22 protein-coding genes are annotated in these 26,375 nt (G+C 72.5%); 15 read left to right on the forward strand and 7 right to left on the reverse strand.

Annotation, left to right across the window (positions count from 1 at the left end; all coding sequences use genetic code 11):
- The first annotated feature begins 47 nt into the window (after positions 1-47).
- Positions 48-353, forward strand: coding sequence for a hypothetical protein (locus ACWDAK_RS20320; RefSeq protein ID WP_344637360.1), 306 nt, complete (start codon positions 48-50; stop codon positions 351-353).
- A 6-nt stretch (positions 354-359) separates the two neighbouring features.
- A complete protein-coding gene (locus tag ACWDAK_RS20325; RefSeq protein WP_344637361.1) occupies positions 360-1,589 on the forward strand; it encodes a glutathionylspermidine synthase family protein in 1,230 nt (409 codons plus the stop codon).
- 4 nt (positions 1,590-1,593) lie between these two features.
- Here ACWDAK_RS20325 and ACWDAK_RS20330 read toward each other — a convergent pair whose 3' ends face one another.
- On the reverse strand, positions 1,594-2,172 hold the full coding sequence (locus ACWDAK_RS20330; RefSeq protein ID WP_344637362.1) for a Uma2 family endonuclease: 579 nt from the start codon (positions 2,170-2,172) through the stop codon (positions 1,594-1,596).
- 114 nt (positions 2,173-2,286) lie between these two features.
- Here ACWDAK_RS20330 and ACWDAK_RS20335 point away from each other — a divergent pair, with 114 nt between their 5' ends.
- Positions 2,287-4,107 carry an NHL domain-containing thioredoxin family protein gene (locus ACWDAK_RS20335; protein WP_344637363.1) on the forward strand — a complete coding sequence of 607 codons (1,821 nt, stop codon included), beginning with the start codon at positions 2,287-2,289 and terminating at the stop codon, positions 4,105-4,107.
- 90 nt (positions 4,108-4,197) lie between these two features.
- On the opposite strand, the gene ACWDAK_RS20340 is transcribed toward ACWDAK_RS20335, so the two are convergent.
- Both ACWDAK_RS20340 and ACWDAK_RS20345 read right to left on the reverse strand, forming a co-directional pair.
- Positions 4,198-5,493, reverse strand: a complete 1,296-nt coding sequence (locus ACWDAK_RS20340; RefSeq protein ID WP_344637364.1) for a M18 family aminopeptidase — start codon at positions 5,491-5,493, stop codon at positions 4,198-4,200.
- A 284-nt stretch (positions 5,494-5,777) separates the two neighbouring features.
- Positions 5,778-7,607 (reverse strand): acyl-CoA dehydrogenase, encoded by a 1,830-nt coding sequence (locus tag ACWDAK_RS20345; RefSeq protein WP_427394321.1) that lies wholly within the window; start codon positions 7,605-7,607, stop codon positions 5,778-5,780.
- A gap of 243 nt (positions 7,608-7,850) precedes the next feature.
- Between ACWDAK_RS20345 and ACWDAK_RS20350 the strand changes: the two genes are divergently transcribed.
- Positions 7,851-8,342 (forward strand): SseB family protein, encoded by a 492-nt coding sequence (locus tag ACWDAK_RS20350; protein WP_425557646.1) that lies wholly within the window; start codon positions 7,851-7,853, stop codon positions 8,340-8,342.
- A gap of 179 nt (positions 8,343-8,521) precedes the next feature.
- On the forward strand, positions 8,522-9,472 hold the full coding sequence (locus ACWDAK_RS20355; RefSeq protein WP_344637366.1) for a pirin family protein: 951 nt from the start codon (positions 8,522-8,524) through the stop codon (positions 9,470-9,472).
- Between the two features lie 137 nt (positions 9,473-9,609).
- Here ACWDAK_RS20355 and ACWDAK_RS20360 read toward each other — a convergent pair whose 3' ends face one another.
- Entirely contained in the window at positions 9,610-10,431 is an 822-nt protein-coding gene (locus ACWDAK_RS20360) for an integrase (protein WP_427394320.1), read from the reverse strand.
- 368 nt (positions 10,432-10,799) lie between these two features.
- Between ACWDAK_RS20360 and ACWDAK_RS20365 the strand changes: the two genes are divergently transcribed.
- On the forward strand, positions 10,800-11,024 hold the full coding sequence (locus tag ACWDAK_RS20365) for a DUF5302 domain-containing protein (RefSeq protein ID WP_344637369.1): 225 nt from the start codon (positions 10,800-10,802) through the stop codon (positions 11,022-11,024).
- A 133-nt stretch (positions 11,025-11,157) separates the two neighbouring features.
- Here ACWDAK_RS20365 and ACWDAK_RS20370 read toward each other — a convergent pair whose 3' ends face one another.
- Both ACWDAK_RS20370 and ACWDAK_RS20375 read right to left on the reverse strand, forming a co-directional pair.
- A complete protein-coding gene (locus ACWDAK_RS20370) occupies positions 11,158-12,504 on the reverse strand; it encodes an amidase (protein WP_427394319.1) in 1,347 nt (448 codons plus the stop codon).
- Between the two features lie 325 nt (positions 12,505-12,829).
- On the reverse strand, positions 12,830-13,609 hold the full coding sequence (locus ACWDAK_RS20375) for an ATP-binding protein (RefSeq protein WP_425557648.1): 780 nt from the start codon (positions 13,607-13,609) through the stop codon (positions 12,830-12,832).
- 248 nt (positions 13,610-13,857) lie between these two features.
- Between ACWDAK_RS20375 and ACWDAK_RS20380 the strand changes: the two genes are divergently transcribed.
- From ACWDAK_RS20380 to ACWDAK_RS20420, 9 genes are all read left to right on the forward strand, one after another.
- Complete coding sequence (locus ACWDAK_RS20380; protein WP_344637371.1) at positions 13,858-14,676, forward strand: hypothetical protein; 819 nt, start codon at positions 13,858-13,860, stop codon at positions 14,674-14,676.
- Between the two features lie 265 nt (positions 14,677-14,941).
- Positions 14,942-15,709, forward strand: a complete 768-nt coding sequence (locus tag ACWDAK_RS20385) for a YcnI family copper-binding membrane protein (RefSeq protein WP_427394318.1) — start codon at positions 14,942-14,944, stop codon at positions 15,707-15,709.
- 74 nt (positions 15,710-15,783) lie between these two features.
- A complete protein-coding gene (locus tag ACWDAK_RS20390; RefSeq protein WP_344637373.1) occupies positions 15,784-16,497 on the forward strand; it encodes an SCO family protein in 714 nt (237 codons plus the stop codon).
- A 31-nt stretch (positions 16,498-16,528) separates the two neighbouring features.
- Positions 16,529-17,017: a copper chaperone PCu(A)C gene (locus ACWDAK_RS20395; RefSeq protein WP_427394317.1), complete on the forward strand. Its 489-nt coding sequence runs from the start codon at positions 16,529-16,531 to the stop codon at positions 17,015-17,017.
- A gap of 7 nt (positions 17,018-17,024) precedes the next feature.
- Positions 17,025-19,094 carry a copper resistance CopC/CopD family protein gene (locus ACWDAK_RS20400; RefSeq protein ID WP_427394316.1) on the forward strand — a complete coding sequence of 690 codons (2,070 nt, stop codon included), beginning with the start codon at positions 17,025-17,027 and terminating at the stop codon, positions 19,092-19,094.
- A gap of 5 nt (positions 19,095-19,099) precedes the next feature.
- Positions 19,100-20,371, forward strand: coding sequence for an iron uptake transporter deferrochelatase/peroxidase subunit (efeB, locus tag ACWDAK_RS20405; protein WP_427394315.1), 1,272 nt, complete (start codon positions 19,100-19,102; stop codon positions 20,369-20,371).
- A 184-nt stretch (positions 20,372-20,555) separates the two neighbouring features.
- Positions 20,556-21,491, forward strand: coding sequence for a prephenate dehydratase (pheA, locus tag ACWDAK_RS20410; RefSeq protein ID WP_344637377.1), 936 nt, complete (start codon positions 20,556-20,558; stop codon positions 21,489-21,491).
- A 755-nt stretch (positions 21,492-22,246) separates the two neighbouring features.
- A complete protein-coding gene (gene serS, locus ACWDAK_RS20415; RefSeq protein ID WP_344637378.1) occupies positions 22,247-23,524 on the forward strand; it encodes a serine--tRNA ligase in 1,278 nt (425 codons plus the stop codon).
- Between the two features lie 69 nt (positions 23,525-23,593).
- The gene (locus tag ACWDAK_RS20420) at positions 23,594-24,442 is read left to right on the forward strand and encodes an HAD family hydrolase (protein WP_344637379.1); all 849 of its coding nucleotides are present in this window, start codon (positions 23,594-23,596) and stop codon (positions 24,440-24,442) included.
- Between the two features lie 136 nt (positions 24,443-24,578).
- On the opposite strand, the gene ACWDAK_RS20425 is transcribed toward ACWDAK_RS20420, so the two are convergent.
- Complete coding sequence (locus ACWDAK_RS20425) at positions 24,579-26,345, reverse strand: LCP family protein (protein ID WP_344637380.1); 1,767 nt, start codon at positions 26,343-26,345, stop codon at positions 24,579-24,581.
- Positions 26,346-26,375 lie beyond the last annotated feature (30 nt).

Below are 26,375 nucleotides of genomic sequence, written 5' to 3' on the forward strand. Positions count from 1 at the left end.
CCAGAGGCCCCCGGTCCGCTGTCGGATTACCCGAGTAGCATCCCGCTATGACGCAGTCCGACGCCGCACCCACAGGTAGACGCCGCTCAGGGTTTGTCGCCCTGGGCATGGTCGGCACGCTCGCGCTGGCACTGACCAGCTGTTCGTCCAGCAACAACCCGCCCCGGCGCTGTGTCGACCCGGGCACCCTCAAGGTCCTGGACAACCACTCCTGCACCGACAGCAAGTCCACCGGCCGCTGGTACTACTGCGGTTCGGGCACGACGGTCGCCACCGGCGGCACCTTCGACAAGGCCGCCACCAAGCGCGGCGGCTTCGGCTGCCCCACGCGCTCCCACCCGGTCGGAGGCTGACGGGCCGTGCGGCGCCGCACCATCGAACCCCGCCCCGGCTGGCGGCAGACCGTGGAGGGCCAGGGCCTGCTGTACGCCGTCTGCGACGACCCCCGCAATCCCGGCCAGGAGTACGCCTACTGGGACGAGAGCGCGTACTACGAGTTCTCATCTCCCGAGGTCGAGCGGCTGGAGGGCGTGGTCGAGGAGCTGCACGAGCTGTGCCTGCGGGCCGCCGACCACGTGGTGCGCGAGCGCCGCTTCGCCGACTACGGCATCACCGCCCCCGGGCTGGCCGAGGCGGTGACCGAGTCCTGGCGGCGGCGCGACGAACAGCCGTCCGTGTACGGCCGGTTCGACCTCGCGTACGACGGCAGCGGCCCGGCCAAGCTCTTCGAGTACAACGCCGACACCCCGACCTCACTGATCGAGGCGGCCAGCCCTCAGTGGTTCTGGATGGAGGAGCGCTTCCCCGGCGCCGACCAGTGGAACTCGCTGCACGAGCGGCTGGTCGACGCATGGGCCCGGCAGAAGCACCTGCTGCCGCCCGGCCCGGTGCACTTCGCGCACTCGCGCGGGGACACCGAGGGCGAGGACTGGATGACCACCCTCTACCTCCAGGAGACCGCCGAACAGGCCGGGCTGACCACGGTCGGCATCGCGATGGAGGACATCGGCTGGGACCCGCTCTCCGGCCGCTTCGTGGACCTGCAGCAGCGCTACATCCGGTCCGTCTTCAAGCTCTACCCGTGGGAGTGGCTGGCCACCGACGAGTTCGCCGGGCAGCTGCTCGACGGACTGGACCAGGGCGGCGGCACCGGCAACACGCTGTGGATCGAGCCCGCCTGGAAGATGCTGCTCTCCAACAAGGCGCTGCTGGCGGTCCTCTGGGAGCTGTTCCCCGGCCACCCCAACCTGCTGCCCGCCTACCTCGACGGCCCGCGCGAGCTGGCCGATCCCGGCGGGCCCGGCTACGCGGCGAAGCCGCTGCTCGGCCGCGAGGGCGCGGGGGTGCGGATCGTCGCCCCGGACGGCTCGCAGAGCCGGCTGGCCGACTGGGCCGGAGACCCCGACCGCTACGGCGCCGAGGGCTACTGCTACCAGCAGTTCTGCCCGCTGCCGGAGTTCGACGGCAACCGCCCCGTCCTCGGCACCTGGGTGGTCGACGGCGAATCCGCCGGCCTCGGCATCCGCGAGACCGAGGACAGCCTGATCACCCACCAAGGTGCCCGCTTCCTGCCGCACATCATCGTCTGAGCCGCTACCGCACGTGCTCCTTGAGGATCTCGGTGTCGTCCAGGGTGATGCCGACCGGGTCGGGGATCGCCACGGCGCCCCCGAAGAAGTACGTCCGTGCGTGGTACCGGCCGTCCACCGGATCGGAGTGGACGACGATCTCCCCCCGCTCGCGGTCGACGAGCAGGTGGACCGGGATGCCCGACTGCGCGTAGGCGGCCGGCTTCTCCCGCAGGTCGCGGCGGCCGGCATCGCGGTCGTACGAGGTCACCTCGACGACCATCAGCACCCGGTCGGCTTCGGCCCACTCACCCTGACCGGAGAAACTCCCCTTCGGCGCCAGGGTGCCGCCCGGACGGGCCCGGCCCGTCCGGTAGCTCTCTACGATCAGACCGCGCTCCGGATAGAGCCACAGATCGGGCCGCTGCTGCATACAGCGTTCCATGAGCCACCTGACGATCTCGTCGTGGCCCCCGTCCGGCACCGGCTTCACTCCGATCCTGCCGTTGATGAACTCCAGCCGGACGTCGTTGCGCTCTGCGGTGGCGGCGAGGTCCTCGAAGGCCTCGGCACTCATCTGGGGCGAATCGGCGATCGCAGTCATCTCCCGCTCCTCGTCGCAGTCCGTGGTGATGCCAACACCGACGGGTACAACGCGAGTCTATGCACGCGGTCACGGGCCGGAATGGGAACGGACACCGTGCGGTTTGATTGGTGCATGGCTTCTCGTGCACGTGTACGCGCCCCCGAACTGGTCGGCAAGGGCGGCTGGCTCAACACCGGCGGCAAGGAACTCACCCTGGGTGATCTCCGAGGCAAGATCACCATCTTGGACTTCTGGACGTTCTGCTGCATCAACTGCCTCCATGTCCTGGACGAACTAAGGGAGTTGGAGGAGAAGCACCGCGACACCGTGGTGATCGTCGGCGTGCACTCCCCCAAGTTCGTGCACGAGGCCGACCACCAGGCCGTGCTGGACGCCGTCGCACGCTACGAGGTGCACCACCCGGTGCTGGACGACCCGGAGCTGGCGACCTGGAAGCAGTACGCCGTCCGGGCCTGGCCGACGCTGGTGGTGATCGACCCCGAGGGGTACGTGGTCGCGCAGCACGCGGGCGAGGGACACGCGCACGCGATCGCGAAACTGGTCGAGGAGCTGGAGGCCGAGCACCGGGCCAAGGGCACGCTGCGGCGCGGCGACGGCCCGTACGTGGCACCCGAGCCGGAGGCCGGCGACCTGCGCTTCCCCGGCAAGGCCGTCCGGCTGCCCGGCGGGACCTTCCTGGTCGCCGACTCCGGCCACCACTCGCTGGTCGAGCTCGCCGAGGACGGCGAGACGGTGCTGCGACGGATCGGTGACGGCGAGCGCGGGCTGGTGGACGGCACCGCCCCCCGGTTCAGCGAGCCGCAGGGCCTCGCCCTGGTCCCGGCCGAGCTGGGCCTGGACTACGACGTGATCGTCGCCGACACGGTCAACCACGCACTGCGCGGCGTCCGGCTGGCCGACGGCGGCGTCACCACGCTGGCCGGCACCGGGCGGCAGTGGTGGCAGGGCTCGCCCACCGAGGGCCCGGCCCGTGAGGTGGACCTCTCCTCGCCGTGGGACGTCGCCTGGTTCGACGGCCGGTTCTGGATCGCCATGGCCGGGGTGCACCAGCTGTGGGCGTTCGACCCGCTGGCCGGCACCACCGGCGTCGCGGCCGGCACCACCAACGAGGGCCTGGTGGACGGCCCGCTGGCCGAGGCCTGGTTCGCCCAGCCGTCCGGGCTGGCGGTCTCGGCCGACGGCGAGCGGCTCTGGGTGGCCGACTCGGAGACCTCCGCCGTGCGCTGGGTTTCACGTGAAACCAAGTCCGTGCACACCGCCCTCGGCACCGGCCTGTTCGACTTCGGGCACCGCGACGGCGCCGCCGACCAGGCGCTGCTGCAGCACCCGCTCGGGGTCACCGTGCTGCCCGACGGCTCGGTCGCGATCGCCGACACCTACAACCACGCACTGCGCCGGTACGACCCGGCGAGCGGCGAGGTCACCACGCTGGCGACGGACCTGCGCGAACCCTCCGGCGCGGTGCTGGTGGAGGGCGACGTCGTGGTGGTCGAGTCGGCCCGGCACCGGCTGACCCGGCTGCGGCTGCCCGAGGAGGCCGTCCGGGTCGAGTCCGTGGCGCACCGCACCCAGCGGGCGGCCACCGAGGTCGCCCCGGGCAGACTTCAGCTGGACGTGGTCTTCTCGGCGCCCGCCGGCCAGAAGCTGGACGAGCGCTACGGCCCGTCCACCCGGCTGCTGGTCAGCGCGACGCCGCCCGAGCTGCTGACCTTGGGGGCGGGCGCGGACACCGCGCTCTCCCGGGAGCTGGTGCTCTCCGCCGAGGTGGCCGAGGGTGTGCTGCACGTGTCCGCGATGGCCGCCTCCTGCGACGACGATCCGGAGATCGAGTTCCCCGCCTGCCACGTCCACCAGCAGGACTGGGGCGTCCCGGTGAAGCTCACCGCCGACGGCGCCACCCGCCTCCCGCTCGTCCTGGCCGGCATGGAGTAACTTCCGCCCACGGCAAGAGTGTTGGGGGAGAAAACGAGCAGGTCAGGGCGCGGGGAAGTGCGCCCTGACCTGTTCACCCCCGCCAGCTGCTCAGCCCTCCAGGAAGGCCTTGATGGCGCTGGCCAGCAGGTACGGGTCGTCCGCGCCGCAGAGCTCGCGGGCCGAGTGCATGGAGAGCGCGGCGATACCGCAGTCCACGGTGGTGATGCCGAGGCGGGCCGCGGTGATCGGGCCGATGGTGGTGCCGCAGGGCATGGCGTTGTTGGAGACGAAGGTCTGCCACGGCACACCCGCCTTCTCGCAGGCGGCCGTGAACACCGCCCGGCCGACCGCGTCGGTGGCGTACCGGTTGTTGACGTTGACCTTGAGGATCGGCCCGCCGTTGGGCAGCGGGTGGTGGCCCGGCTCGTGCCGCTCGCTGTAGTTGGGGTGGACTGCGTGGCCCATGTCGGAGGAGAGGCAGACCGTGCCGGCCAGCGCCCGGGCGCGGTCCTCGGCACTGCCGCCGCGCGCGTACACGCTGCGGTCCAGCACGTTGCCCAGCAACGGGCTCTGCGCTCCGGTGTCGGACTCGCTACCGGTCTCCTCGTGGTCGAAGGCGGCCAGCACCGGGATGTACGGCAGCTCGGCGCCCGCGACGGCGGCCAGCGCGGCGGTCGCGGCGTGCACCGAGAGCAGGTTGTCCAGCCGGGGAGCGGCCAGCAGCTCGCGGTCCCGGCCCAGGTAGGCGGGCGGCTGCACGTCATGGGTCATCAGGTCCCAGCCGATGACGTCCGACGCGGCCACCCCGGCCCGCTCGGCGACGAACTCGATCAGCGACCCCTCGGTGACCTCACCCAGCCCCCAGATCGGCGTGAGGTGGCGCTGCTTGTCCAGCTTGAGGCCCTCGTTGACCTGCCGGTCCAGGTGGATGGCCAACTGCGGTACGCGCAGCAGCGGTTCGTCGATCTGCACCAGCACGGTGCTGCCGTCGCGCAGCGCGAGCCGCCCGGACAGGCCGAGGTCGCGGTCCAGCCAGGTGTTCAGCGGCACTCCGCCGTAGATCTCCACGGCCACCTGCCGCCAACCCGCTGAACCGGTGTCAGGCAGCGGCTTGACCCGCAGGTTCGGCGAGTCGGTGTGCGTGCCGACCACGCGGAACGGCGTCTCGGGGCCGGCCCCCTCAGGCACGTACCAGGCGATCAGTGCGCCACCCCGGATCAGGTACCGGCCGCCGGGAGCCGCGTCCCAGGCGTCGGTCTCCAGGACCCGCCGGAACCCGGCCTTCTCCAGCCGCTCCGCAGCGCTGGCCACGGCGTGGAACGGCGACGGCGAAGCGCTCAGGTAAGCGATCAGGTCGTCGGTGTGCGTTCGGTCGAAGGCGGCCTGACGGGCGGCGGTTGACATGCTGCTCCTGAGTTGAGGGAGGGCGGAAACCGGATGGGGGACCGGCTTCGCCCTTGAGCATATGCCCGTACACGGACACGGCACGGGGAACCCGGAAACAGTGACGGAATGGTGAAGATCGGCGTTCGCCCGTGCGGTCCACGCCCTGCTCCGGCGGGCCTGGCGCGCGGCGGACCCACCGGCCGGAGCGGCGGGCATCCGGGCGGCGAAACGCCGCGGGGCCCGGCTGGTTGCAACCGGGCCCCGCAGTGTGAGGGTGTGTCAGGCAGTCACCTGGGCCTTGCTCAGAAGGCCTCCTCCGCAAGCTCCATGATCTCGTTGTCGACACCCTCGGCGATCTGGCGCTGGGAGGCGACGGTCGGCAGGATGTTGCGGACGAAGAAGCGGGCGGCCGCGACCTTGCCCTGGTAGAAGGCGACGTCCTTGCCGGCGGCGCCGGCCTCCAGCTTGGCCAGGGCGACGACGGCCTGACGGAGCAGCAGCCAGCCGACCACGACGTCGCCGGAGACCATCAGCAGGCGGGTGGCGTTCAGGCCCACCTTGTACATGTTCTTGACGTCCTGCTCGACCGAGGAGAGGTCGGCGAGCATCTTGCCGACGATGGCCTCCAGGTCGCCGGCGGCCTTGCCGAGCAGCTCGCGCTCGGTGGCCAGGGCGTCGCCGCCCTCGTTCCCGCCGAGGAACTTCTGGATCTGCTCGGAGACCGCGGTCAGCGCCTGGCCACCGTCCTTGACGATCTTCCGGAAGAAGAAGTCCTGGCCCTGGATCGCCGTGGTGCCCTCGTAGAGGGTGTCGATCTTGGCATCGCGGATGTACTGCTCGATCGGGTACTCCTGCAGGTAGCCGGAGCCACCGAAGGTCTGCAGGGACTGGGCGAGCTGCTCGTAGGACTTCTCGGAGCCGTAGCCCTTGACGATCGGCAGCAGCAGGTCGTTCAGGCGCTCGGCGGCCTCGTCGCTCTCGCCGCGCAGGCGGGCGGCGATCACGTCGTCCTGGACGGAGGCGGTGTACAGCACCAGGGCGCGCATGCCCTCGGCGTACGCCTTCTGGGTCATCAGCGAGCGGCGCACGTCCGGGTGGTGGGTGATGGTGACGCGCGGGGCGGTCTTGTCCAGGAACTGGGAGATGTCCGCGCCCTGCACGCGCTCCTTGGCGTACTCCAGCGCGTTCAGGTAACCGGTGGAGAGGGTGGCGATCGCCTTCGTGCCGACCATCATCCGGGCGAACTCGATGATCTTGAACATCTGGCGGATGCCGTCGACCTTCTCGCCGAGCAGCCAGCCCTTGGCCGGGTGCTTGGCACCGAAGGTCATCTCGCAGGTGTTGGAGGCCTTCAGGCCCATCTTGTGCTCGACGTTGGTGGCGTAGACCCCGTTGCGCTCGCCGAGCTCGCCGGTCTCCCAGTCGAAGTCGTACTTCGGCACGATGTAGAGGCCGAGGCCCTTGGTACCCGGCTTGCCGCCCTCGGGGCGGGCCAGCACCAGGTGGATGATGTTGTCGGACATGTCGTGCTCACCGGAGGTGATGAAGCGCTTCACACCCTCGATGTGCCAGGAGCCGTCCTCCTGCCTGACCGCCTTGGTGCGGCCGGCGCCGACGTCCGAACCGGCGTCCGGCTCGGTCAGCACCATGGTGGCGCCCCAGAGGCCGTCGATCATGCGCTGGGCGACCTTCTGCTGCTCCTCGGTGCCCTCGTCGTAGACGACGCCGGCGAAGGCCGGGCCGGAGGAGTACATCCAGATCGCCGGGTTGGAGCCGAGGATCTGCTCCGCGTAGGCCCAGACCAGCGAGGACGGGGTGACCTGGCCGCCGATGCCCTCCGGGATGCCCAGGCGCCACCACTCGGCGTCCATGTACGCGTTGTAGCTCTTCTTGAACGTCTCCGGGATCGGAGCGGTGTTGGTCTCCGGGTCGAAGACCGGCGGGTTGCGGTCGGCGTCGGTGAACGAGGCAGCCAGGTCGTTCTCGGCCAGGCGCGCGATCTCGCCGAGGATGTTCTTCGCGGTGTCGACGTCCATGTCGGCGAACGGACCGGTGCCGTACACCTGGTCGCGGCCGAACACCTCGAAGAGGTTGAACTCCACGTCCCGCAGGTTGGACTTGTAGTGACCCATGACCGTTCTCTCCGGTTCGTCGCTTCCGGGGGTCCGCCGCTACGAGCGCCCCACTTACCCACCAGTAGAGCCCATGATGCTACCCGTTGGTAACTTGTTCAAGCCCCTGTCGCACCCTTCCGATGCGAAAGTCCTATGAAGGTGGTCACGTCGCTTCCGGGCCGCACCCCACAACCCGATGGCACCACGAGTTGTCCGGATCGGCCGCCCCACGGAGGCCCTTGATCCCGATAGCCTGTCCCCGTGTACGGCTACGACCAGAGCACCTACCAGGGCGACCCCTACCAGCAGCAGGCGGGGATGAACGGCATGCCCGGCCCCGGCCCGTACGGAGAGCAGCAGACCGCGTCCCAGCAGTCGTTCTACCCGGAGCCCTCGCCACCCTCACTCGCGGACGCCGTCCGGGCCTTCACCACCGGCTCGATGACGGTCGAGGACTTCCAGGCCATCTTCATCACCTCCAAGGTGCACTGCCCGCGCGGCGACCGCCCCGGCTTCCTGGCCCTGCACAACACGCCGACCCCGGTGATCCCGATGTTCAGCTCGCTCAAGGAGCTGCGCCGCTACGCGGGCAAGGAGTCCAAGCACTTCAGCGTGACCGGCGCCGAGGTGCTCGACCTGCTGCCGACCGGGTACGGCTTCGCCCTCGACATGGAGGGCGAGCACCGGATGGTCTTCGACGCCAAGGCGGTCGAGCAGATGGTCGACTTCACCATGCGGCGGATGTACGGCTGACACCCCCGGCGGGCCCGCCACGCCCCCGCGGCAGCACGCGACACCCGGCGGCACCCGGCCGGTCGCGCACACCCGAGCGGGGCATCACCCCGACCACATGGTTCAACTTTCAACTTGCTTCTAGTTGAGCATTGAACTAATCTGCTGAACGTAGGCCACAGACCCCGAAGGAGGCCCACATGCCCGCCGTGACCGTCGAGAACCCGCTGACCCTCCCCCGCGTCGCCACCCCGGATCCCGCCGCGAACACCGCCCGTCCGGTCCTCACGGTGGTCACCGCCCCCGAGGGCCACGAGGGCGAGGGCTTCCCGGTGCGCCGCGCCTTCGCCAAGATCAACACCAAGTACCTCGACCCGTTCATCATGATGGACCAGATGGGTGAGGTGGAGTACGCGGCGGGCGAGCCCAAGGGCACCCCGTGGCACCCGCACCGCGGCTTCGAGACGGTCACCTACCTGATCGACGGCGAGTTCATCCACAAGGACTCGCACGGCGGCGGCGGGCACCTCGGCGGCGGTGACACCCAGTGGATGACGGCCGGCTCGGGCATCCTGCACATCGAGACCCCGCCCGAGCAGTTGGTGATGACCGGCGGGCTGTTCCACGGCATCCAGCTGTGGGTCAACCTCCCGGCCGCCGACAAGATGACCGCACCGCGTTACCAGGACATCCACGGCGGGCACGTCAAGCTGCTCTCCACCCCGGACGGCGGCGCGATCCTGCGCCTGATCGCCGGCGAGCTGGACGGCCACCGGGGCCCAGGCGTCACCCACACCCCGATCACCCTGCTGCACGCCACCGTCACCCCGGGCGCCAGGCTCACCATCCCCTGGCGCAGCGACTTCAACGCGCTGGCGTACGTCCTGAACGGCGACGGCACGGTGGGCGACCAGGCCCGCCCGATCCGCACCGGGCAGGCGGCGGTCTTCGGCGAGGGCGACACCCTCACCGTCTCCGCCGACGCCAGGCAGGAGTCCCGGCACCCCAACCTGGACGTGATCATCCTGGGCGGGCAGCCGATCCGCGAGCCGGTCGCCTGGTACGGGCCGTTCGTGATGAACAGCCACCGCGAGTTGGAGCAGGCCATGCGGGACTTCCAGTCCGGCGCCTTCGGCCAGCCGACCGACTGACCCCGCACTCGGGGGCCCGGACCGCACCGTCCGGCCCCCGACGCCGTTCCGGACGGTGCGGACACGCCGTCGGGCCGGGGACCGCGCGGGGACGACCGGTGACGGACATTCGGCTGCGCCACCGCCGCGATCCGCCGTCAGATCCTGGCGTAGAGCGCCGAGGCGTCGTCGTGGGCCTTGCCCCGGGGCCAGCGCTCACACCTGGCGTCGGCCCGCTCCACCACCCTGACCTGGGCGATCAGCTCGGCCGGCCCCGACTCGGCGAGCAGCCGCAGCGCGTCCGACCAGCTGCCGAGCCCGAACCGCTCGGTGAACCGCGAGGCGCCGTCGGTCACGGCGGCCACCGCGTGCAGTGCGGACAGCGGGACGAACCCGGTCTCCGCCCGGGCCGCGGCCTTGGGGGTGGCGGCGGCGATCCACGGGCCGTGGCCGGTGTTCCGGGCGGCGCGGAGGGCCAGTGCGTACCGCAGGTGCAGGGCCTCCCGTTCGGCCGAGCCCGGGACGGTCGCCCAGACCTGGCGCCGCAGCTGCTCGCCGCCGGGGAAGCGCTGGTTGTCGCCGATCACCCGGGGCGGACCGTCCTTGGGGTGCAGGATCAGCAGCGAGTCGCCGAGCACCAGGTACTCCAGCGATTTGCCGTGCAAACGGGCGGCGACCACCATCGCGGCCGGGGTGTTCGGGTGGGCCAGGTCGCAGCGCCCGCCGTGCAGGGCAGCCGTCTCCACGATCGCGTCGGCCAGGCACTCGGAGATCGACCGGTCCGACCGATCGGTGAGCCGGGCCAGCAGATGTACCCCCAGGCGGCGTACGTACCAGGCGGTTCCGTGCCGGCAGCCGGACTCCATCCCGGCCGGTGAACTCGAGCCGTCGAGCAGTACCAGTGCTTCGGGCGAGGCGGCCGCGAAGTCCTCGGTCTGCCGGCCCGGCTCCTGCGGTTCCCCAGCGAGCTCTACCTGCATGCCGCCCAGTGTGGCGGGCCGACGCGGAGTCGGACAGAGGTCCGCTGATGATCCCTCGAAGGGGGCACGGGCCGGGGCAGCGGATGACAAAGGGATGAATTCGGACATACCGTCGGTGCTGGCTGCCGGTGGGCACTCACCGCGCTTTCACCGAGTTCTCTGGAGCCCGCCGTGATGGTCCTTCAGTTCATCGTCCTCGTGATCGCCTCGATCGGCTTCCCGGCCGCCGCGCTGCTGTTCCTGATCGGCGGGCCGAAGTTCCGGCCGCCCCGCCAGTGACCTGCCCCGGTGGGAAAATGTGGGACGCCGACGGCGTTCGACGTGGGATGGTGAGCCCTGCACATCAGCTCTCGTCCAGGAGGTCACGCATGAGCAGCGACGCAGCCGAACCCGTCGAGCCGCAGGCACCGGAGGCCGCGCCGGACGGCCAGGGCGACCCGGACGACCTGAAGGCGAAGTTCCGTGCCGCCCTCCAGCACAAGCACGGCGGCCGCGGCGGCGTCGGCGGTCCGGGCCCCGAAGGATCGAAGATCCACGGCTCCCACTCGGCGGCCGGCGGCAAGCGCACCTTCCGGCGCAAGAGCGGCGGCTGAGCAGCGCCCGTCGGCGGGGCGCGGGCTCGGCGTGGCCGACCGCGCCCCGGACGGGTCCACCACGCGGCGGCCGTGCCCCTACGGCGTACCCCCGGGGCCGCCGTAGGGGCACGGCGCGAGGGCACGCCTGGCGCTACCGCGGCGGCGCAACGCCGGGCGCCCCGCCGAACACCAGCTCGATCTGCGACGCCCAGGCGATCAGCTGTTCGTCCGCGCTCTCCGCGCCGACCAGTTGCACCCCCAGCGGCAGCCCGCCGGGCGCACGGCCCGCCGGCAGCGTGACCGCGGGCAGGCCCGCGTGGCTCCACGGCAGCGACATGACCGCGTCCCCCGTGCTGCCCAGCCCCAGCGGTGCCGGCCCGGTCGCCGCCGGGGTCACCCACAGGTCAACGCCCTGCGCCACCATGACGTCCGCGATCCGGCGCCGGTAGGAGCTCCTGGCCTGGAGCGCCGCCGCGTACGCCACCCCGTCGATCTCCCGGCCGCGCCGGATCGCGGCCGCCGTCCCGGGCCGGTACAGCGCCGCGAAGCGGGGGAACAGCTCGGCGTGCACCCGGGCCAGCTCATAGCCGCTGATGGTCCGGAAGGTCCGCACCACGTCGTCGAAGTCGGGCAGCAGCACCGAAACCTCGCGGACCGGCAGACCGCACCCACGCAGCGTGTCCAGCTGCCGGGCGAAGGCCGCCCGGGCGAGCGGCCCGGCGTGTTCCAGGTACGGGCCCACCGGGACCCCGAGCGCGGGCGGTCCGTCCCCCGCGACCGGCGACCAGTCGTCGCACAGGACGGACGCCGCGAGCGCCGCGCCCGCCAGGTCGGTGGTGAAGGTGCCGATGGTGTCCAGGGTCGGCGCGCCGGCGAGCACCCCGTCGGTCGGAATCCGCCCGTACGTCGGCCGGAAGCCCACCACCCCGCAGTACGCTGCCGGGCGGATCACCGACCCCATGGTCTGGGTGCCGATGGCCAGCGGCACCAGGCCCGCGGCGACCGCTGCCGCCGAACCACTGCTGGAGCCGCCGGGCGTGTGCCCGGGATTGTGCGGATTCCGGGTCGGCCCGGGCGCGTCGATCGCGAACTCGGCGGTCACGGTCTTGCCCGCCACCAGCGCGCCCACCGCCCGCAGCCGGTCCACCACCTCGGCCTGCGGCCCGCTGAGCACGCCCGGCGGCAGCGCGGACCCGGCATGGGTGGGCAGGCCGTCCACCTGGATCACGTCCTTGACCCCGACCGGCACCCCGTACAGGCTGGGCGGCTCGGTCCGTCCGGCGCATGCCCAGGCCGCGTCGGTCCGCCGGTAGCGAGCCTCGACCTCTCGGGCCTCGGCGGTCAGCCGCGCGTGCCGGCCGGGTTCGGGGGTGAAGGCCCGGACGACCGAATCGGTCCGCTCGATGCGGCTGCACAGCCGCTCGACCTCGACGGCCGGGCCCTGATCACCGGCGCGCAGGGCGGCTGCCGCGGGCACCAGCGGGATCGGTGGCTCCATGACTCCACGCTACGGCGCCGGGGCCCGCGGGCCCGCGCCGCGACGCCCGCGGGCCACCGGGATTCCTCCGGCCACCGCCTGCGCTCCAGGGTTCCCCCGGCCGGTGCGCCGAGGACGCTGTGATGCCGGTCCACCCCGGACAGCAGACCGCCGCACCGCCGTTGTCGCCGGCGTGCCGCCCCACCCGCCGGATCACCCCGGCAGTTGGCGGCGCCCCCGCCGCACCCGCGTCGGGTCCGCCTTCATCACCCCAACCACCCACCGCGCCAACGGACTTGTCCGCCGCAATGGCCCTGGCGGGTCACCGGTGAGGGCGCCGGGGAACTCAGGAGACCGCGCGCAGCAGCGAACCGTCCCGGCGCTTGAGGATCTTGTCGAAGCTGACGATCGCCCCGCGCAGCGGATGGTTCCGCAGCTGGACGTGGTCGGTGAGCGCGTGGATCAGGAAGAGCCCGCGGCCGCTCTCCGCGTCGAGTGCCGGCAGGTCGGGCCCCACGCACTCCGACAGCACGCTCGCCCCGCCCAGGTCGGCGAGGCCGGCGTCCCACAGCGCGGTGGCCGACGGGCGGAGCGAGGGGCAGGGCAGGACATGGGTGTCGTACGGCGCGGGGCGGTCGGTGTGCCGGGGACGGTACGCGGTCAGCACCGGCACCGCGAGGACCGCTCGGCCCCGGCGGCCGCGCCGGCGTCCGGTGGCCGGACGGACGGGCCTGGCGGCCGACACCCCCGTACGCCGTGGTGTGGCCGCCCCGAGCGGCGACACCGGGGCCGCCGCCGTGCCGGAGGCGGCGGGCAGCGCGGGCACCGGCGGTGCGGGCGGCAGCGCGAGCGGCGGGGCCGAGCCCGGCAGTCCGGGACCCGAGTCCACCACCTCGACCCGGAGCCTGTCCCCGGTGATCGAGGCGGTCACCTGGAAGCCGTCGTCGGGCCGGCCGCCCACCGCGTGCTCGACCGCGTTGGCGCAGGCCTCGGTGAGGGCCACCCCGAGGTCGTGCGCGACCTGCGGATCGACCCCGGTGGTCTCCATCGCGCTGAGCAGGATGCGTCGGGCGAGCGGAACGCTGGCCGGGTCGCGCTTGAGGTGCAGAGTCCACCAGATGTCCACGGGAGGTCCCTCCTGGCTACGGCTCCACATAGGCTGCGGCTCCACATAGAACGAGGTATCTCCGGACGATCCCACGGCGAACCATGCGCCGCGTCCGGGACCGCCCGTTCGGCGGATGGACGGGGGCAGCAGCCTGTGCCGGGCGGCGCACTGCGCGACGCGCGCGCCGGGCCCGAACGGGCCAATCCGATACAGCGGCGCCCCCCTCCCTGGGCCGTGGTTGTAGGCGGTGAGATGATGTGCCGGCCATGACCGACCGCCACGCCGCCCCGCGCACAGGCGCCGCCGCCCCGGAATTCCGGGCCCCGGCCGCCGCCTGGGACCTGCGGGTGGCCCGGGCGGTCCCGTTCGCGCTGGTCTGCACGCTGATCGCGGCCGCCGGACACGCCGTGGTGGGCGGCGGGCACGTCGCCCTGCCCGCGCTCGCGGCCGGCTTCGCCGCGGTCTGCCTGGTGGCGGTGCTGCTCGGCGGCCGTGAGCGGTCGCTGGCCGCCATCGCCGGTGCGCTCGGCGCCGGGCAGCTGGGGCTGCACTGCCTCTTCCACAGCCTCTCCCCGCACCCCGCGATGGCCGGTATGCACACCGGCACCGGCCAGGACGGCCCGCTCACGCTGGCGCAGGTGGCCGGACGGCTGGTCTGCGACGACTCCGGCCGCGCCGGGTTCGCCGTCCTCCCGGCGGCCTCGCCCGAGCAGTTGGTCAGCGCCGCGGGCCTCGACCCACAGGCGTACCCGGCAGCAGCGCCGCACGACGCGCTGCTCGGGCTGACGCCCTCGATGCTGCTGGGCCACCTCGCCGCCGCCGTGGTGGCGGGCTGGTGGCTGCGGCGCGGCGAGGCCGCGCTGTGGCGGCTGCTCCGGGTGACGGCCGCCGCGGCGCAGCAGTGCGCCGTCGGGCTGCGGACCGCGTTCGCGCTGCTCGCGACGCTGCTGCTGGGCAGTGCCTCCGAGGGGCGGCCGGCCCGGCGGGCCCGTGGCCGGGCTGAGGACTGGCGGCTGCCGACCGCCGCCGCGCTGCGGCACAGCGTGATCCGGCGGGGTCCGCCGGTGGCGGCCTTCGCGCGCTGAGCCCTCCTCCCCTTCCGGCAGCTTCGGCTGCGGGTGATCGGGGAGCTCCGGGCGCGTCCGCGCGCCGCCGCGTCCCACGCAGCGGTACGAGTCCGGCCGGTGTCGTCCCTGGCGCCCGGGCCTTCGGACCGTACGAGCTCGGTACGTCACCGGCGGCGCGGCCGTACGCCACCGCGGCGTCACGGCACCGTCCCCCCCATCGCCCCGCCACGTGCGCCGCCACCGCGGCCCGCACGTGTGCCCCTCGCCGTTGGAGAACATCCCGATGCGCATGACTCCCGCCCGCCGGCTCGCCGCCGTCTCCGCTGCCGCCGCCACCGCCGTGGTCGCCTTCGCCGTCCCCGCCTCCGCCCACGTCACCGTGCAGCCGGGCGACGCCCAGCAGGGCGGCTACACCGCCGTCGCGTTCCGGGTGCCGGACGAGAGCGACACCGCCTCCACCGTGAAGCTGGAGGTCAACCTGCCGATGGACCATCCGATGGCCTCGGTCCGGATCCTGCCGCTGCCGGGCTGGACCGCCACCCTGGAGAAGTCCAAGCTCGACAAGCCTCTGAAGTCGCACGGCCAAGACATCACCGAGGCCGTTTCCAAGATCACCTGGACCGCCGACGACAGCGCCAAGATCGCACCCGGCCAGTTCCAGGAGTTCAAGGTCTCGCTCGGCGCCCTGCCGACCGACACCGACAAGCTGACCTTCAAGGCACTCCAGACCTACGACAACGGCGACATCGTCCGCTGGATCGACGAGGCCAAGGACGGCCAGCCCGAGCCGGCCCACCCGGCCCCCGTACTGACCCTCACCAAGGCCGCCGCCGCTGCCGGCGACCACCACGGCGGCGCCCCTTCGGCGGCCGCCACCCCCTCGGCGGCCGCCGGCTCCTCGCAGGACGCCCAGGGCGACAAGCAGACCGCGGCCAAGTCCAGCGACACCACCGCCCGTACGCTCGGCGTGGCCGGCATCGTCGTCGGCGCGCTCGGCGCCGGCCTCGGTGTCGCGGGCCTGCGCCGCAGGAGCAACGGCTCCGCCTCCTGAGACCGGCCGGGTGGGGGCCGCGCCCATCGCGGCCCCCACCCGGCAGCACCACGCGAACGATCGGACCCACCGCCATGCCACGTACCGCCACCGCGACCACCTCCACCGGCGCCCCGCGCGCCGGGCGCCGCGCACTCGGCGCCACCGCCCTCGCACTCGCCGCCGCCCTCGCCCTGAGCGCCTGCGGCTCCAGCGCCGGCAGCGGCGACGGCGACGGCGCCGGCGCCGCGAAGGTCGTCCAGCAGACCAGCAACTCCCCGTACAAGGGCAGCGTGCTGGCCAAGCAGTTCCAGAAGCCCGACCTGGTCCTCGACGACACCTCCGGCCAGCCCTTCGACCTGCGCAAGCAGACCGACGGGCACCCCACGCTGCTGTTCTTCGGCTACACCAGCTGCCCCGACGTCTGCCCGACCACCATGGGCGACATCGGCGTCGCGATGGCCTCGCTGCCCGAAGCGGACCGGAAGAAGATCGACGTGGTCTTCGTCTCCACCGACCCCGAGCGCGACACCCCCAAGGTGCTGCGCACCTGGCTGGACTCGATGGGCAAGGACTTCATCGGGCTCACCGGCGACCTGAACAAGGTCAAGGCCGCCGCCCAGACCCTCGGCGTCATGGTCGAGGACCCGATCGTCAACAAGGACGGCACCGTCACCTCCAGCCACGGCGCCCAGGTGCTCGCCTTCCTGCCCCCGGACAACAAGGCCCACCTGCTCTACCTGAGCAACAGCTCGGTCGACACCTACAAGCACGACCTGCCGCTGCTGGCCAAGGGGGTGCCCGCGTGACCACCCTCATCGGGCGAGCGGAGGCGGCCGCATGAGCAGGCAGTTCCGCCGGACCGCGCTGATCGGCGCCGGCGTGGCCACCGTCCTCACCGCCGCGACCGTACTCGTCGCGTGCGGCACCGGCGGTGACGGCGGCGCGGACGGCCGACAGCCCCGGCTCACCGTCGCCGACTCCTACATCCCGCTCCCCGCCACCCCCGGCGGCATGGCCGCGGGCTACCTGACCGTCAACAACACCGGCTCGGCCGACGACCAGCTGATCAAGGTTTCCAGCCCGGACGCCAGCTCGGTGACCATGCACCGCTCCACCGACAGCACCATGCGGGAGGTCGGCGCCCTCGACGTGCCCGCCCACGGCACGCTCTCGCTCGACCGGGGCGGCAACCACCTCATGATCATGGGCTGGGAGAAGACCCCGGCCGTCGGCGACGAGCTCGAACTCGACCTGACCTTCGCCAAGGGCGACAAGATCTCCGTCCAGGTGCCGGTCAAACCCCTCACCTACCGACCGGGAAGCTGACCGCGACATGTTGAAGAGACTCGGCGCCCTGGTGGCGGCGCTCGGTGCCGCACTGGTGCTGCTGCTCGGCACGGCCGGACCGGCCGCCGCCCACGCCGCACTGGTCAGCACCGACCCCGCCCAGAACTCGGTTGTCCCGCAGGCCCCCACCGCGGTGACGCTGACCTTCAGCGAGGGCGTCTCGCTCTCCGCCGACTCGGTCCGGGTGCTCAGCCCGACCGGGCAGCAGGTCGACGCCGGCAACCCGAGCCACCTGGACGGGAAGAACGACACCGCCCGGGTCTCGCTCAACAGCGGCCTGGCGAACGGCACTTACACCGTCGCCTGGCGAGCCGTCTCGGAGGACTCGCACCCCGTCGGCGGCGCCTTCACCTTCTCCATCGGCGCCCCCTCCGCCACCACGGTCTCCACCGGCCAGCTCCAGAGCGCCAAGGCCGACGGCACGGTCGCCTTCTGCTACGGACTCGCCCGGACCGTCGCCTACGCCTCCTTCGCCCTGCTCGCCGGGGCGGCCGCCTTCGTACTGATCTGCTGGCCCAGGGGCGCGGCCGTGCGCTCGGTGCAGCGGCTGCTGATGACCGGCTGGATCGGGCTACTGGTCGCCACCGTGGCCGTCCTGCTGCTGCGCGCCCCGTACGAGCGCGGCAGCGGCATCGGCGTGGCCTTCGACCTCTCGCTGGTGCGCAGCACGCTGGAGGAGCGGATCGGCACCGCGCTCTCCGCGCGACTGCTGCTGCTCGCGGCGGGCGGGGTGTTCCTCTCGCTGCTGGTGGGGCAGTTGGGGCAGTCCGACGGCTCCGCGGACTCCGTGGAGGACACCGGCGGCCGCGAGGAGACCGCCGAGAGCACCGGCGACCTCGAGGAGGACGAGCTGCGCCGCCTGGAACGGCTGGCCGCCGAACGTCCGCAGCGGGACGCCCGACTCGGCCTCGGCATCGCCGGAGTCGTCCTCGCCACCGCGCTCGCCGCCACCTGGGCTGGCGCCGACCACGCCTCCGCGGGCATCCAGGTCTGGCTGGCCCTGCCGCTGGGGATCCTGCACCTGCTGGCGGTGGCGCTCTGGCTGGGCGGGCTGGTCGCCCTGGCCGCCGGACTGCGGGCCGGCCTCGCGGTCACCGCCGTGGAACGCTTCTCCAAGCTCGCCCTCGGCGCCGTCTCGGTCCTCGCCGCCACCGGCGTCTACCAGTCCTGGCGCGGCGTCGGCTCCTGGAGCGCACTGCTCGGCACCGAGTACGGGCGGCTGCTGCTGGTGAAGATCGGCTGCGTGGTCGCGATGGTCGGCGTCGCCTGGATCTCCCGCGCCTGGGTCACCCGGCTCCGGGCGGGATCGGCCGCCGAAGGTGTTGAGGGTGCCGAGGCCGCCGGCGAGGGCGCTGCCCGTGTGACCGCTTCCGTCGAGGTGCCCACGAGCACCGGGGCCGAGGACACCGCCGAGGACGCCATCGAGAACGCCGCCCAGGGCGGGCCCGAGGCCGCCGACCCCGTGCGGCAGGCGCAGCTGGCCCGACAGCGGGCTGCCCGGCAGACGGCCATGGTGCAACGGGCCCAGGACGGCCCGCCGGCCCGTGCCGGGCTGCGCCGCTCGGTGCTGACCGAGAGCGCCGTCGCGGTGGTCGTTCTGGTGGTCACCACCATGCTCACCAACTCCCCGCCCGGACGGGTCGCCCGGGCCGCCACCGGCGGCGGCCCGGCGGCGACCGCGACCGGCAGTGCTCCGGGCACCGCCCCCGCGAAGACCGTCGAGCTGAAGATCCCGTACGACACCGGTGGCAGGACCCCCAACGCCAAGGGCACCGCCACGGTGGTCCTCAACCCCGCCGCGACCGGGTCCAACACGGTGAAGCTCAGCCTGGACGACTCCTCGGGCAAGCCCGCCGAGGTGCCCGAGCTGCAGCTGGCCTTCACCCTGCCCGACCGGGACCTCGGGCCGCTGCCCGCGTCCCTCAACTCCGACGGGCCGGGCCGCTGGTCCGGGACGGCTCAACTCCCGCTCGCCGGCGACTGGGTGGTGTCGGTGACGGTCCGCTCCTCGGACATCGACCAGTCGACCGAGGTCAAGTCGCTCAAGATCGGGTGAATGTGATGACCGAGCAGACATCGGAGCGGTCCGAGGCACCGGAGACGGCGGCGCCCGCCGCCGCGGGCCTGACCCGCCGCGCCCTGCTGGGCAACGCGGGGGCCGGGCTCGCGGTCGGCGCCGGCGCGGGCGCGGTCGGCGGCTGGGCCGTCGCCGCGCCGCGCGACGGGAGCCGGAGCGACGGCGCCCCGGCGCTCGGCCAGGCGTCCGTGCCCTTCCACGGGGCGCACCAGGCCGGGATCGTCCAGCCCGCGCAGGCGCGCGCCCAGCTGGCCGCGTTCGACCTGACGCCGGGCACCGGCCGGGACGGGCTGCGCCGGCTGATGAAGGGCTGGTCCGAGACCGCCGCGCTGCTGGCGCGCGGGGAGCAGGCCGGGGCGCACGAGAACCAGATCGCGCTGGACGCAGGCCCCTGCACGCTGACCGTCACCTTCGGGTTCGGCGCCCCGCTCTTCGACAAGACCGGCCTGGCCTCGCAGCGCCCGCCGCAGCTCGCCCCACTGCCGGACTTCCCGGAGGACACCATCGACCGCTCCCGCAGCGACGGCGACCTCTGGGTGCAGATCGGCGCGGACGACGCACTGGTCGCCTTCCACGCGCTGCGGGTCCTCCAGCAGCAGGCCTCCGGGTTGGCGACACTCCGCTGGCAGATGTCCGGCTTCAGCCGCACACCGGGTGCCACCGACCGCCCCAGGACCCCGCGCAACCTGATGGGCCAGGTGGACGGCACCAACAATCCCCGTCCCGCCGACCCCGACTTCGCCGCCAAGGTCTTCGCCGACGGCCCCGGTTGGCTGGCGGGCGGCTCCTACGTGGTCTTCCGGCGGATCCGCATGCTGCTGGACAACTGGGAGAACCTGCCGACGGACCGCCAGGAGCGGGTGATCGGCCGCCGCAAGGTGGACGGCGCACCGCTCTCCGGCGGCACCGAGTCCACCCCCGTCGATCTGGCGAAGCAGAACGGCGACGGACTGCTCGCAATACCCGTCGACGCGCACATCCGGGTCGCCGCACCCGCGTCCAACGGCGGGGCGGCCATGCTCCGCCGGGGGTTCTCGTTCCAGGACGGGCTGCTCCCGGACGGTTCGCTGGACGCCGGGCTGCTGTTCATCGCCTTCCAGGCCGACCCGGCGCACGGCTTCATCCCCGTGCAGCGCCGGCTCGCCCGGGGGGACAGCCTCTCCCGCTTCCTTCGGCACGAGGCCAGCGGCCTTTATGCCGTCCCGCCGGGCGCCCCGCAAGGCGGCTACGTCGGCCAGGCCCTGCTGGAGGGGTGAGCCCTCCCGGGGCGAGTTCCCGGGAGGACAGGCGGACTGCCGGGCCCTGCCCTCGGGGCCCCGTTCTCCTCGCGGGGCGGCCGTTCACGGAGTGGAAGGCTTCGCCGACGGCCGTCCCGAGTGGCTAAGGTGACAGGTCGAGCACGATCGCGCACACCCCTTTCGCATTTCGCACGGAGGCGTCATGTCGGCCACCCGCTACACCTATCTCGGGCCCGCGGGCACCTTCACCGAGGCCGCCCTGCGCACCCTGCCCGAGGCGGGTACCCGGGAACTGGTGCCGCTCGCCTCGGTGCCGGCCGTGCTGGACGCCGTCCGGGCCGGGGAGGCGGCCGGGGCCTTCGTCCCGGTGGAGAACTCGGTCGAGGGTGCGGTGACCGCGACCAGCGACGAACTGGCCACCGGCAAGCCGCTGATGATCTACCGCGAGGTGCTGCTGCCGATCGCGTTCGCGCTGCTGGTCCGTCCCGGCACCGAGCTGACGGACATCAAGACCGTCACCAGCCACCCGGTCGCCCAGCCGCAGGTGCGCCGCTGGCTCGCCGCCAACCTGCCGGACGCCCGCTGGGAGTCGGCCGCCTCCAATGCAGACGGCGCCCGGCTGGTGCAGGAGGGCCGTCACGACGGCGCCTTCGCGGGCGCGTTCGCGGCCCCGATCTACGGACTGGACGTCCTGGTCGACGACATCCACGACGCGGAGAACGCGACCACCCGCTTCGTGCTGGTCGGCCGCCCCGGACGGGTCTCCTCGCCGACCGGCGCGGACAAGACCTCGATGGTGGTCTGGCTGCCGGACGACCACCCGGGTGCGCTGCTGGAGCTGCTGCAGGAGTTCGCGGTGCGCGGGGTGAACCTGATGCGCATCGAGTCGCGGCCGACCGGCGAGGGCCTGGGGAACTACTGCTTCCTGATCGACTGCGAGGGCCACCTCAGCGAGCGGCGGGTGAGCGAGGCGCTGATGGGCCTGAAGCGGATCTGCCCGCAGGTGCGGTTCCTCGGCTCGTATCCGCGCGCCGACCACAGCACCCCGACGCCGCAGCGGCCCGGCACCCGGGACGAGGATTTCAGCACGGCCTCGGACTGGCTCTCGCGCTGCCTCGACGGACGCGGCGAACTCTGACCCGTCCGGGCGATCCACTCGGTGTGCGCCGTGCACACCGATCACCAGTGGTCGTTTTCATGAACAGCGCGGAACGATTCGGTGCTGTTCGGTCAAATTACGTCTTTCTCCGATACATGGACGGTTCACCCGAGCGGTCGCCCGGCGTCGACTCCGGAGTGTCGGTGGACCCGGCTCATCCACAGGCCCGACCGTTCATCCACAGATCGGGTGACTGCCGAGTTATCCACAGTTATCCACAGGGCTGGGGATGAATCGACAAACCGGCATATCCATCTACAGAGCTGGTCAGATCATCAGCTAGCCAGCAGGAACGACTAATCAGACCAGAGTCACCCTAGAGCCATCAAATCACCCGCCCGAGCGAGCGAATTGCCTCGGCCGAGAAGGTGAATCGAGGTTTGAAACCTCAATTCTTCGGTTCATTTTCGCGAGAGCCTGCACCGCCTGCCTGTCCACAGGCTTGCCGGAGAACCTGTGGACAGCGCCTCCAGGACCGTCTCCGCGCCTCCTGTCCACAGTGGTTATCCACAGGGCGGGGGGACTTATCCCCAGGTCGGTCCACCGCCCTCGGCCCCATCGGGCCACACCCGGGCACCGGCCGCCGTCGGGGCCCGGGCGGCATCCCGGACAACCGGGCCGGCGGCAAAACCGGCACCCGCCGCGCCCGGCCTGACACCCGGCCAGCCCGCCGGCCGCCGCGACGCGGCAAAACCGGTTCCTGGGAGCGCTCCCCTCCCCGGTAGGCTGGCCTCGTGATTGACCTTCGCCTGCTTCGTGAGGACCCTGACCGAGTGCGCGCCTCGCAGCGCGCCCGTGGCGAGGACGTCGGCCTGGTCGACGCCCTCCTCTCCGCCGACGAGCGGCGCCGGGCCTCGGGCAGTCGCTTCGACGAACTGCGCAACGAGCAGAAGGTGCTCGGCAAGCAGGTCGCCAAGGCCCAGGGCGAGGAGAAGGCCGCGCTGCTCCAGCGCACCAAGGAGCTGGCCGCAGCGGTCAAGGCCGCCGACGCCGAGCAGACCGAGGCCAAGGAGGAGGCCGACCGCCTGCTCCGCTCGCTCGCAAACCTGATCGACCCGGCCGCCCCGGTCGGCGGCGAGGAGGACTTCGTCACCCTCGAGGAGATCGGCACCCCGCGCGACTTCGCGGCCGAAGGCTTCGAGCCCAAGGACCACGTCGAGCTGGGGCAGATCCTCGGCGCGATCGACACCGAGCGCGGCGCCAAGGTCGCCGGCGCCCGCTCCTACTACCTGACCGGCGTCGGCGCGCTGCTGGAGCTCGCCCTGGTCAACATGGCGATGGCGCAGGCCACCGAAGCCGGCTTCATCCCGATGATCACCCCGGCCCTGGTCCGCCCGGCCGCCATGGACGGCACCGGATTCCTCGGCCAGGCCGCGGAGAACGTCTACCACCTCCCCGACGAGGACCGGTACCTGGTCGGCACCAGCGAGGTCCCGCTGGCCGCTTACCACATGGACGAGATCATCGACGCCGACCGGCTGCCGCTGCGCTACGCCGGCTTCTCCTCCTGCTTCCGCCGCGAGGCGGGCACCTACGGCAAGGACACCCGCGGCATCATCCGCGTCCACCAGTTCGAGAAGGTGGAGATGTTCGTCTACACCACGCCGGAGGACGCCGAGGCCGAGCACCGCCGCCTGCTCCAGTGGGAGAAGGACTTCCTCACCGCGCTCGAACTCCCCTACCGGGTGATCGACGTCGCCTCCGGCGACCTCGGCTCCTCGGCCGCACGCAAGTTCGACATCGAGGCCTGGATCCCGACCCAGGGCAAGTACCGCGAGGTCACCTCCACCTCGAACACCACCGAGTACCAGGCCCGCCGCCTGTCGATCCGACTGCGCGAGGAGGGCAGCAAGGTCCGCCCGCTGGCCACGCTGAACGGCACCCTGGTCGCCGTACCGCGCGTGATCGTGGCGATCCTGGAGAACCACCAGCAGGCCGACGGCTCGGTCGCCGTCCCCGAGGCGCTCCGCCCGTTCCTCGGCGGCCGCGCCGTGCTGGAGCCCGTCAAGTAAGCACCATCGCGCGGTAGTTGGGGAGCAACTACCGCACGACCGCAGTAACCCCGGGGAGACGTACGGCAGATGAGCACCGCGAGCCACCGACCTGACGTCTCCCCCGGTGGCGACCTGCCCTTCCGGCTGGTCGCCACCGACCTGGACGGCACCCTGCTGAACTCGGCGGAGACCGTCTCGGAGCGCACCCGCGCCGCGCTGGCGGCCACCGTCACCGCCGGAGCGCTGCACATCATCGTCACCGGCCGCTCGGCCAACTGGGCCCGTCCGGTCTTCGACGCGATCGGCTACACCGGCATCGCCGTCTGCGGGCAGGGCGCCCAGGTCTACCACGCGGGTGAGCACCGGCTGCTCACCTCGCTCACCCTGGACCGCAGGCTCGCCGAGCTGGCGCTGGCCAAGATCGAGGCCGAGGTCGGCCCGCTCGCGGTGGCCGCGAGCCAGGACGGCCTGGACGGTGCCGTACTGGCCGGTCCCGGCTACGAACTGCAGATCGGCAGCGACCTGCCGATCGCCCGGGTGGACGCCTCCGAGCTGCTCACCGCGCCGATCAGCAAGCTCTACATCCAGCACCCGGACCACGACGACGACGAACTGGCGCAGATCGCCCAGCAGGCGGCGGGCGGCCTGGTCGGCGTCACCATGGCCGGGGAGGGGATAGTCGAACTGCTGCCGGTCGGCCTGAGCAAGGCCACCGGCCTGGCGGTCGCCGCCAACCGGCTCGGCGTGAAGTCCCGGGAGACCATCGCCTTCGGCGACATGCCCAACGACATCCCGATGTTCGCCTGGGCCGCACACGGCGTGGCCATGGCGGGCGCCCACGAGCAGCTGCTGGCGGTGGCCGACGAGGTCACCGCCGGCAACGACGAGGACGGCGTCGCGGTCGTCCTGGAACGACTCTTCCCGGCCGCCTGCTGAGAGCGTCTGCCGGGGCCGTCCGCCGGTGGCCGAACCGGTTGGCGGCCTGACGGCTCTGCGGCTTGGCCGCCTGACGGCTTACGACGGTGCCCCTCCCGGATCCGGGAGGGGCACCGTCGTCGTGTTCAGCCGCCGGTCAGCCGTACGAGACGTTGCTGCACGGGTCGTCGTCGGCCGAACGGGCGCCGTTGCTGACGCTGGTCGGCAGCGGGCCCGGGGCCGCGCTCGACCCGCTGGAGGCACCGCCCGCGCCCGAGCCGCCGGCCGCCGCGAAGTCCTTGCCGAGGACCACGTTGATGCCCGCCCTGGAGACCGGCTCCAGCGTGGCGCCGGGGAAGACCGAGGCGACGGTCTGCGCCTTGGCCTTGTCACCGGGGCCGTACTGGACCGAGGTGGTGGCGTGGTCCCGGGTGGCCGCGTTGGTCTTGGTGGTGACGGTGAACTTGGCGTCCTTCAGCCTGGTCTCCGCGGCGTTGGCCAGGCCCGAGGTGGTGGTGCCGTTGTAGATGCCGACCCGGATGCCGGCGCCGTCCACCGAGGCGGGCGCGGCCGTGCTCTGGCCACCGTCCGAGGCGGGGGCCGTGGAGGCATCGGCCGACGGGCTCGCGCTCGCCCCGCCGCTCGCGTCCTGGCCGTCCAGCGTGCGGTCGGCCTTGAGCGCGGCGAAGAGCTCCTCGGCATCAGGGTGGACCAGGGCGACCCGGGCGCCCTCGTACTTCCAGGGGGCGGTGATGAACTTGATGTCGTGCAGGTCGATGGCCTTCAGCGAGAGCGCGAAGGAGAGCAGCTTGTCCGCCGTCCCCAGGCCCTCGTCGACCGTCAGCGACTTGGTCGCGGCGTCCGCCAGCGGGAGCAGGTTGGTCGGACTCATGCCCTTGCCCTTGACGTCCTTGATCAGGGCGGAGAGGAACGCCTGCTGGCGCTTCATCCGGCCGATGTCGGAGCCGTCGCCGACGCCGTGCCGCAGCCGGACGTAGTCCAGTGCCTGCTGGCCCTCGACCGTCTGCTCGCCCTTCGCGAAGATCTGCTTGCCCTTGTGGCCGAGGTTCGGGTCCAGGTCGCCCTCGTAGATGGCGTTCGGCAGACAGACCGTGACGCCCCCGATGGCACTGGTCATCGCGGCGAAGCCCTCGAAATCGACCACCATGGTGTGGTCGACCCGCAGGTTGGTCAGCTTCTCCACGGTGTTCTGGGTGCAGGCCGGATTGCCCTTGTCGGTGTCGCCCACGGCGAACGCGGAGTTGAACATGACGTTGTTCTCCTCCTTGGTCCACTTGCCGTTCGGCAGCTTGCAGGCGGGGCGGGTGACCAGGGCGTCGCGCGGGAACGATATGCCCACGGCGTGCTTGTGGTCGGCGTAGATGTGCAACAGGATCGTGGTGTCCGAGCGCGCACCCGCGTCGCCGCCGCCGCCGAGGTCCTTGTTGCTACCGCCGCGCGAGTCGGAACCGATCAGCAGCACGTTGACCGGGCGGTTGCCGTTGGCGTCGGCGGCACCCGCCTCCGGGCGGTCCTTGCTGACGCCGTCCTGGCCGAAGGTGCTGAGGTTGCCGTTGAGCTTCAGGTAGAGCGCGCCCGCGCCGGCCACCAGCAGGACCAGCGAGGAGGCCGCCACCCAGGCGACGATCTTCTTCTTGCTGCGCTTCTGCTTGCCGCGCGGCCCGCCGCCGCGGCCCGCTCCCCGGCCGCCGCGGCCACCGCCGTCTCCGTCATCGCCGCCGCCGTTGCCGCGACGGGCTGCCGCCCGGCCTCCGAGCCTCGGCGCATCCGCGGCCCCGGCCCCGCGACGCGGCCCGGGCACACCGCGCGGAGCGTCCGTACCGAGCCGCGAACCGCCCTGGGCCCCTCCGTCCCGCCACCACTCGGCGTCGTGGCCGGACGCTCCCGCCCGCTGGCCTGACATACCCACACCCTTCACCAGACGGCAGGAACA

Source organism: Kitasatospora sp. NPDC001175 (genome assembly GCF_053598215.1).